This is a genomic window from Arthrobacter sp. H41, assembly GCF_000520535.1.
In the GTDB taxonomy this organism is placed as follows: Bacteria; Actinomycetota; Actinomycetes; order Actinomycetales; family Micrococcaceae; genus Arthrobacter_D.
Window position 1 is genome coordinate 24,853 of sequence record NZ_KI914765.1, and the last position, 7,810, is coordinate 32,662.

General features: G+C 64.4%; 8 protein-coding genes. 6 read left to right on the top strand and 2 right to left on the bottom strand.

The window, feature by feature from the left end; all coding sequences use genetic code 11:
• Positions 1–462: nitrilase-related carbon-nitrogen hydrolase (locus Y705_RS0103030; RefSeq protein ID WP_026531790.1), on the bottom strand; the 462-nt coding region annotated here is incomplete at its 3' end.
• Between the two features lie 315 nt (positions 463–777).
• On the opposite strand from Y705_RS0103030, the gene Y705_RS0103035 reads away from it, so the two are divergent.
• From Y705_RS0103035 to Y705_RS16930, 6 genes are read left to right on the top strand one after another with little or no spacing between them, the layout of a single operon-like run.
• Positions 778–1,611 (top strand): DUF6282 family protein, encoded by an 834-nt coding sequence (locus Y705_RS0103035; RefSeq protein WP_026531791.1) that lies wholly within the window; start codon positions 778–780, stop codon positions 1,609–1,611.
• Positions 1,612–1,660: 49 nt separating this feature from the next.
• Positions 1,661–2,305, top strand: coding sequence for an ABC transporter permease (locus Y705_RS0103040; protein WP_026531792.1), 645 nt, complete (start codon positions 1,661–1,663; stop codon positions 2,303–2,305).
• Positions 2,302–3,522 (top strand): ABC transporter ATP-binding protein, encoded by a 1,221-nt coding sequence (locus Y705_RS0103045; RefSeq protein ID WP_026531793.1) that lies wholly within the window; start codon positions 2,302–2,304, stop codon positions 3,520–3,522. Before Y705_RS0103040 ends, Y705_RS0103045 begins: the two co-directional genes overlap by 4 nt.
• Positions 3,519–4,301 (top strand): ABC transporter permease, encoded by a 783-nt coding sequence (locus Y705_RS0103050; RefSeq protein WP_026531794.1) that lies wholly within the window; start codon positions 3,519–3,521, stop codon positions 4,299–4,301. Before Y705_RS0103045 ends, Y705_RS0103050 begins: the two co-directional genes overlap by 4 nt.
• Positions 4,302–4,329: 28 nt before the next feature.
• A complete protein-coding gene (locus tag Y705_RS0103055) occupies positions 4,330–5,271 on the top strand; it encodes an ABC transporter substrate-binding protein (protein WP_026531795.1) in 942 nt (313 codons plus the stop codon).
• A gap of 54 nt (positions 5,272–5,325) precedes the next feature.
• Positions 5,326–6,246, top strand: a complete 921-nt coding sequence (locus Y705_RS16930) for an alpha/beta hydrolase (protein WP_049822189.1) — start codon at positions 5,326–5,328, stop codon at positions 6,244–6,246.
• Between the two features lie 87 nt (positions 6,247–6,333).
• Here the strand turns inward: Y705_RS16930 and Y705_RS16935 are convergent.
• On the bottom strand, positions 6,334–7,810 hold a 1,477-nt coding region (locus Y705_RS16935; protein ID WP_173401043.1), incomplete at its 5' end, for a (Fe-S)-binding protein.

A 7,810-nucleotide genomic window follows, 5' to 3' on the forward strand; every position in this document is an offset into this window, starting at 1 on the left:
GTCATTGCAGATCAGCACGGAAAGGCGGGTGTTGAGGAGATCCTCACAGTGGAGCTTGCCACCCGGACGAAAGTGCTTGCGCTCCTCCCAGCCGCGGTAGGTGGGCAGAAACATCTTGCGTTGAATACGGGCATCGCCATTGCTCAGCAAGGCAGCACTATTGAACGTGTGGTGGCGGAAGGCCTCTGCGAAGCCGACTACCGCCGCCGGGCCGTGCCTTCCAAGACCCAGCAGGCGCTCGTCGGAGGGCTTCAGCGGCAACGCGTCGGGAACCTCGCTCAGATGATATCCGTGGGTTGACAGCTCGGGCAGCACCACCAGGTCGCGGTCCGAGGCAGAGGCAATGAGCGAATCCATCTCGCGCAGGTTGCCGTCGACATCTCCCAGCGTGGGATCGGTTTGCAGCAGCCGGATTTTCAACGTGTCGCCTTCAACAGCCCAATTCTCCAAAGCTTCACTCACTGACAATCCCTTCTTGAGCGGCAGGTGCGCCGCAGCCTTGGAGTGAACGCCACTCCGGAAATCACGTGCCCCACTATTCATCCCTGATGCTACAACCGCAATCATCAATGCATTTATCACAACTAACTCCGATCTCCAGCCGCGCCGACGGTCCGGACCAAGGCGACGGGCCGGGCAAGGAAAAGTTGCATTTTTTGCACGATCTGTTGCGTAGCTCACACTTCGCTCCTAGAGTCGAGACCATGAACCCGGGACAAAATCAAAGTGGATTCACCCCGCTCGTAGCGGTGCCGGTGTGCGGACGGCCGCCGACAGATGTTTGATGTCCACGTCCACTCCGCACCCGACGTGCTCGAGCGCATCGGCTACGACGACCAGATCTGCGAGCAGTACGTTGCCGCCGGCTTCAGCGGCTTCGTGCTCAAAGGGCATCAGGAATCAACCGTTGGACGGGCGAAGGCGCTGGCCCGCTCGTCGGGACTCGACGTCGTCGGCGGCATAGCCCTCAACCGGCCGGCCGGCGGTATCAATCCTGCGTCGGTTGCGGCGACGCTCCACAGCGGAGGCCGCGTCGTCTGGTTTCCCACGACCGACGCCCACACCCAGGAGAGTGCGGGGTTGCCCAGGCTGAGTGATCTTCAGCCCCGGCTGAACCGCTCGACACTGTGCACCCCACCGGTGCTGGCAGCCGACCAACAGCAATTGAACGATATCGCCCTGGTCCTTGACCTGATCGCGGACTTCGACGCCGTCCTGTGTACGGGCCACCTCAGCGGCGACGAATGCCGTTGGCTCTTCGACCAGGCCCGAGACCGGGGGATCACGCGGTTCCTGCTCACGCACCCCTCGTATACCGTTCCGGCGATGAGCGTAGCGGAGATCGCGGAACTGGCTGGACGGGGGGCCTACGTCGAAATCACCGCCTACCAGCTCTGGCACCAGCCGGAGATGACCGAGGCGCTCCTGGCCGAGGTGGCCAGGGCCGCCGGAAACCGGCTGATCCTTGCTTCCGACGCCGGTCAGCCGAACAGCCCGCAGCCTCCGCAGGCGCTGAGGGAACTCATCGACCGACTCACGCGGCAGGGCCTCGACTCCAGCTGGCTGCAGGCCAGTGCCTCCGACAACCCCAGGAAGCTCGTGCTGTCATGACTTTTCCCCAACGGCTATCCCGAGCGGCAATCGGGGGCGGTGAAGTGACGTGAACTTCTTCGAATTCCTGGTCAACCGCAGTGACGACATGCTCGAGCTCGGCCTGGGACACGCCGCCGTCGTGGGCGTCTCCGTTCTGCTGGCCACCGTGATCGGGGTCGGCCTGGGCATTGCCACCTACCGTAAGCCACGGCCGCGCGAGGCCGTCCTCGCCGTCACCGGCGCGTTCCTGACCATCCCGTCCTTCGCGCTCTTCATCCTGCTCATCGGGCCGCTCGGTTTGGGAGCCATGCCGGTGGTGGTCGCCTTGACCATGTACGGGCTCCTGCCGATCGTCCGGAACACGATCACCGGGCTGCGGGAGGTGGATCCAGCCATTGTCGAATCCGCCAGCGGCATGGGAATGAGCCGCGGGCAGCAGTTGCTGCGCATCGAGCTGCCGCTGGCCTGGCCCGTGATCATCACCGGCGTACGCGTGACCTCGCTGGTGCTGCTCGGTATCGCGGCAATCGGCTCGATCGTCCTCGGCCCCGGCTACGGCGAAATGATCTTCACCGGACTTGCCCGGGTGGGCACGCCGGTGGCAGTCCACCTCGTCCTCGCCGGCACCCTCGGCATCATCATTCTCGCCATCCTGTCCGATGTCCTGTTCTACGTCATCCGCAGGCTCACAACCTCCCAAGGAATCCGATGACCAGTTCACCCACCAGCCAGCCATCCCGCAAGGTCATGATCCGGCTGGAGAACCTCACCAAGCGGTTCCCCGGCCAGACGCAGAACGCCGTCGACAACCTGACGTTGGATATCCATGAAGGCGAGATCGTGGTGCTGGTCGGTCCGTCCGGCTGCGGCAAGACCACCACCATGAAAACGATCAACCGGATCATCGAACCGACGTCCGGCCGGATCATCCTCGACGGCGAAGATGTCACCACCGCGAATCCGGACACGCTCCGGCGGCGGATCGGCTACGTCATCCAGCAGGTGGGCCTCTTCCCCCATCTGACCATCGGCGAGAACATCGCGACGGTCCCGAAACTGCTCGGCTGGGACAGCAAGCGCGTGGCTGCTCGGGTCGACGAGCTGCTGGAAATGGTCAATATGTCTCCGGCGGACTACCGCGACCGCTACCCCAAACAACTCTCGGGCGGACAGCGCCAGCGGGTCGGCGTCGCCAGGGCGCTCGGCGCGGATCCCGACGTGATGCTGATGGACGAGCCCTTCGGTGCGATCGATCCCATCACCCGCGACCGTCTGCAGAACGAATTCCTGCGTCTGCAGTCGGAGGTCCGCAAGACCATCGTCTTCGTCACCCACGACATCGACGAAGCCATCAAGATGGGAGACCGCATCGTCATCCTTCAGGAAGCGTCGCGCATTGCCCAGTACGACACGCCCGAGAGGATTCTCACCGCCCCCGCCAACCAGTTCGTCGCCGACTTCATCGGCAAGGGAGCGTCGCTGAAGCGGCTGAACCTCAGCCGGGTCTCGGATATCGAGCTGTCCTCCTGGCCCACCGTCCGGGTGGGCGCCAACTCCGCGCAGGTGCTTACTCAGCTGAGGACCAGCGGGCGGGACTCAGTGCTGGTCCTTGACGACGCCGGACGGCCGCGTCGCTGGGTCGGCGCCGGAGACCTGGAGTCCTCCCCGAGCGGTGCACTCGATGAGATCGGAATGCAGGTCGAAGGCATGGTCGAACCCACCGCCACGCTCAGCGATGCGCTCAACGAACTGGTCGCTGCCCAGAACAGCGTCACCGTCGTGGTTGGTCCGGCCGGCGTATACCAGGGGGTGGTGGACATCAACCAGATCAACGAGACGATCCGCGCCATGCGGAGCACCTCCGCCGCCCAGAATGCAGCCGATCTCGCCGAAAGTTCGACGGCGGGATCCGCCGGTGACCGGCCATGACCACCCTCGCACGCGATCAGGACGTCGTCGCCCAGACCCCGCCGCGGGTCCGCCGCCGGTCGCTGGCCGGCTACGTTGTCATGCCGGTGATCCTGGCGCTGGTGTGTCTCGGCCTGTACCTATATGTGGGGTCACGGGAACTGGACAGCATCGAGGCACGCTCCCTCAATGCCGCCTCGCTGGCCAAAGCGACCTGGGAACATATCCAACTGACCGCGGTGTCGACTCTACTGACTCTCATCGTTGCCGTTCCGTTGGGAATCCTGCTCACCCGTCCCTTCACGCGGCGGGTCCGGCCGTATCTCCTGACGCTGCTCACGCTCGGGCAGGCCGTCCCGACCATCGCTGTGCTTGTCCTCCTCGCCGTCGCGTTTCTGTTCCTCGGCTTCCAGGCAGCGGTGGTGGGCCTGGTGCTCTACGCCATCATCCCGGTGTTGCTGAACACCATGGTCGGTCTGGAGCAAGTGGATGAATCGGTCCTTGAAGCCGGTCGGGGCATGGGCATCTCGAAGTTCGGGGTGCTGCGGCGGCTGGAACTCCCGCTCTCCGTGCCGATCATCCTGGCCGGTGTGCGCACCGCGCTGGTCATCAACGTGGGCACCGCCACGCTCACCACCTATATCAACGCCGGAGGCCTCGGCGACATCATCGTTGCCGGGCTGTCCACCAACCGTGTCCTGATCCAGGTTGTCGGCGCCGCCCTCACCGCGGTCCTCGCCCTGCTGATCGATTACCTGGCGGGAATCGCCGAAGACTTTCTTCGCCCCAAAGGGCTGTAGAACCATCCCAACCATGAGAAGAGGAACCATGAAAACAACATCCGCGAAGGCGAAAACCCTCACGGCCTTCGGCGCCGGTCTTGTCCTGATGCTGACCGCCTGCGGAGGCGGAGAGACCGGCGGCGATGCAGCCGCGGACGGCGAGCTCGCCGGTGCCGAACTGGCCGTCGGATCCAAGGAATTCACCGAGTCGATCCTGCTCGGACAGATTACGGCCGCCGCGCTCGAAAACGCCGGCGCAACGGTCGAGGACAAGACGGGCATCTCCGGCAGCGCAACAGTCCGTGAAGCGCTGGAAACCGGTGAAGTCGATATGTACTGGGACTACACCGGCACCGGATGGGTGAACATTCTCGGCAACACGACCGAGGACGTTCCCGAAGACCTGTACGCAGCCGTCGCCGAAGGCGATGCCGCGAATAACATCGCGTGGCTGGAGCCGGCACCTTTCGAAAACACCTATCGCATCGCTGTTCCCACAGCCTTCGCTGAGGAAAACAACCTCACAACGATGAGCGACGCCGCGGCCTACATTCAGGAGAACCCGGATGACGGAGTGGTCTGCGCCGCCAGCGAGTTCATCAACCGCGACGACGGACTGCCCGGACTGGAAGCGGCCTACGGCTTCGAATTCAGCAGCATCGTCGAACTCGACCTGAACCTGATCTACACCCAGATCGGCGAGGAATGCAGTTTTGGTGAGGTGTTCTCCACCGACGCCCGCGTCGTCTCCAACGACCTGACCGTCCTCGAGGACGACCAGGAATTCTTCGTCGAGTACCAGGGCGCCATGACCCTGTGGCAGGAAACACTCGACGAATACCCGGCCATCGCCGAGATCATGGCGCCCATCAGTGAAGCACTTACCAACGAGACCATCACCGAACTCAACGGCAGGATCGACAACGACGGCGAAGAGCCGCGCGACGTCGCCGAGGAGTGGCTCGAGAGCGAGGGCTTGATTGGCTGATGAGGTTCCACCCCGGCTCCACAGACTCTGCACACGAGAACAGAAGGAAAAACAGTGATTGAGAAGGAAACCACGTTCTTCAGCGAGGGAAGCCGCCTGAAGGCCACCCTGTACTACCCGGATGATCTGCCGGCGAATGGCCCGCATCCGGCGTTGATCGTCAACTCCGGTTACCAGGGCTTCAACGAGTTCTACCCGAAGATGTTCGCCAAGAACATGACCAAACGTGGCTACATCTGCCTGGGCTTCGACTACCGAGGAATGGCGGACAGCGAGGGCGAAAAGGGCACCGTCCTCATTGAGCAGCAGGTCGAGGATATTCGCAATGCCATCACGTTCATGCAGTCCCAGGAAGATGTGGACGATCACCGGATCGGGCTCATCGGCTGGGGCATGGGAGCGGCGAATGTGGTCCTTGCCGGTGGGAAGGCACGGAACGTTGCCGGAGTCGCAGCATTGAACGGCTTCTACGACGGCGAGAGGTGGCTCAAATCGATCCACACCTTCGACGAGTACACCAAGATCCTCGACGAGGTGCAGCTGGACCGTACGCGGCGGGTCCTCGAAGGGGAATCACAGCTGGCCGACACCTTCGCCCACTATCCGTTGGACCCCGCAACGGAAGACTACGTGGGGAAGGAACTCTCCCAGGTGTATGGTTTCGGGCACCCCACACGGCTGCAGTTCACCGAGTCCATCATCGACGTCAAGGTGGAGAAGGTGGTCAGGGACCTCGCGCCGGCACCCCTGTTCATCGGACACGGCTCACGCAACACCCTGCACCCCTATGACGAGGCGCTGTCATTGTACGAGGCGGCGTCCTCTCCCAAGACGCTGTACACGATCGACGGCCGGCACAACGACTTCATGTACGGTGATCACCCGGAGTTCCTGGTGCTGTGCGATCGCCTGCAGGAGTTCTTTGACTCAGCGTTCGCGGCGAGTGCGTCCCCGTCCAGGAGTGTTTCGGCCTAGCTCCTCGTCGCCCGACGACGAAAGAGGCCCACGGCATGCTCGATGCCGTGGGCCTCTTTCGTTGGTTCTTGCGGACCCCTGCCGCGGTCAGCCGTCCCGGTTCGCCCGGTCCAGCAGCTGGGCCAGATGGATACCGCGGCGGTCGCTGAGGTCCTCCAGCTGCGTGCGGCACGAGTAACCGTCGGCGAGCACGACGGCGTCGTCCTCCGCCGCGCGCACCGCCGGCAGGAGCTGCTGCTCGGCCACCGCCACGGAGATCTCGTAATGGCCGCGCTCCACCCCGAAGTTTCCGGCGAGACCGCAGCAGCCGCCGAGCTTCTGCAGGCTCGCACCGGCTCCTTCGAGCAGTGCGGCGTCAGGGCTCCAGCCCATCACTGCGTGGTGGTGGCAGTGCGGCTGCGCGACGACGGTCGTCCCCTTCAGCGACGGCGGCGTGTAGCCCGGCGCCTTCGCAAGGAACTCCGCCAGCGTATGGGTGGCAGCTGCCACGGGTCCCGCCGTGGCGCGTCCGAGCAGTTCGACGGCGTCCGAACGCAGCACGCCCGTGCAGGACGGTTCAAGCCCCACAATCGAAATCCCCTCCTCGACGGACTTTCCCAGCACGTCGATGCTGGAGCGCAGGATCCTCCGGGCCGAATCCAGCTGACCGGTGGAAATCCAGGTCAGCCCGCAGCACACCGGCGCATTAGGGATCCGCACTTCGTAACCGGCGGATTCCAGAACGCGCACCGCGGCCTGGCCCACCTCCGGCGAGAAGTTGTTCGTGAAGGAATCCGCCCACAGAAGCACCGGTGGGCGGGCTTCGGACGGAGCGGCGGAAGCACTGCGCGCCCTGAACCAGGCGTGGAAGGTCTGCGGCGCGAATGCGGGAATGTTCCGGCGGTGGTCCACGCCGGCTGCCCGGAGCCCCAGCTGCCGGGCGCCGGGAAGCCGCACCAGGGCGTTCACCAGCCGCGGTGCGAACGCGGCGATCCCGGCCCAGCGCGGCAGCCAGCCCAGCGAGTAGTGGGACGCAGGACGGATCCGGCCCTTGTAACTCTGGTGCAGCACTTCGGCCTTATAGGCGGCCATGTCGATCCCGGTGGGGCAGTCGGATGCGCAGCCCTTACAGGACAGGCACAGGTCCAGGGCATCGTGTACCTCGGGCGCGCGCCAGTTCGGCTTGCCGCCCTTTCCACCCCCGGTGACGCTGCCGTTGATCATTTCCTGCAGTGCCCGGGCGCGGCCCCGGGTGGAATCCTTCTCCTCCAGCGTCGCAATATAGGAAGGGCACATCACCGTCGAGTTATCGTTGTGCGCGGCGCGGCACTGACCCACCCCGGTGCAGCGGTGGACCGCCTGGCTGAAGTCGCCGTCGTCGTGCAGGTAGCCGAACCCAAGCCCGGAGCGCAGTGGACCCGCCTCCGCGACGCGGACGTTCGCGTCCAGCGGCTCGGGATTCACCAGCACTCCGGGATTAAGGATGTTGTCCGGGTCCAGGATGCCCTTGACCTTGCCGAAGAGTGAGATCGCCGCGGGCGTGTACATATACGGCAGGAGCTCGCTGCGGGCACGGCCATCGCCG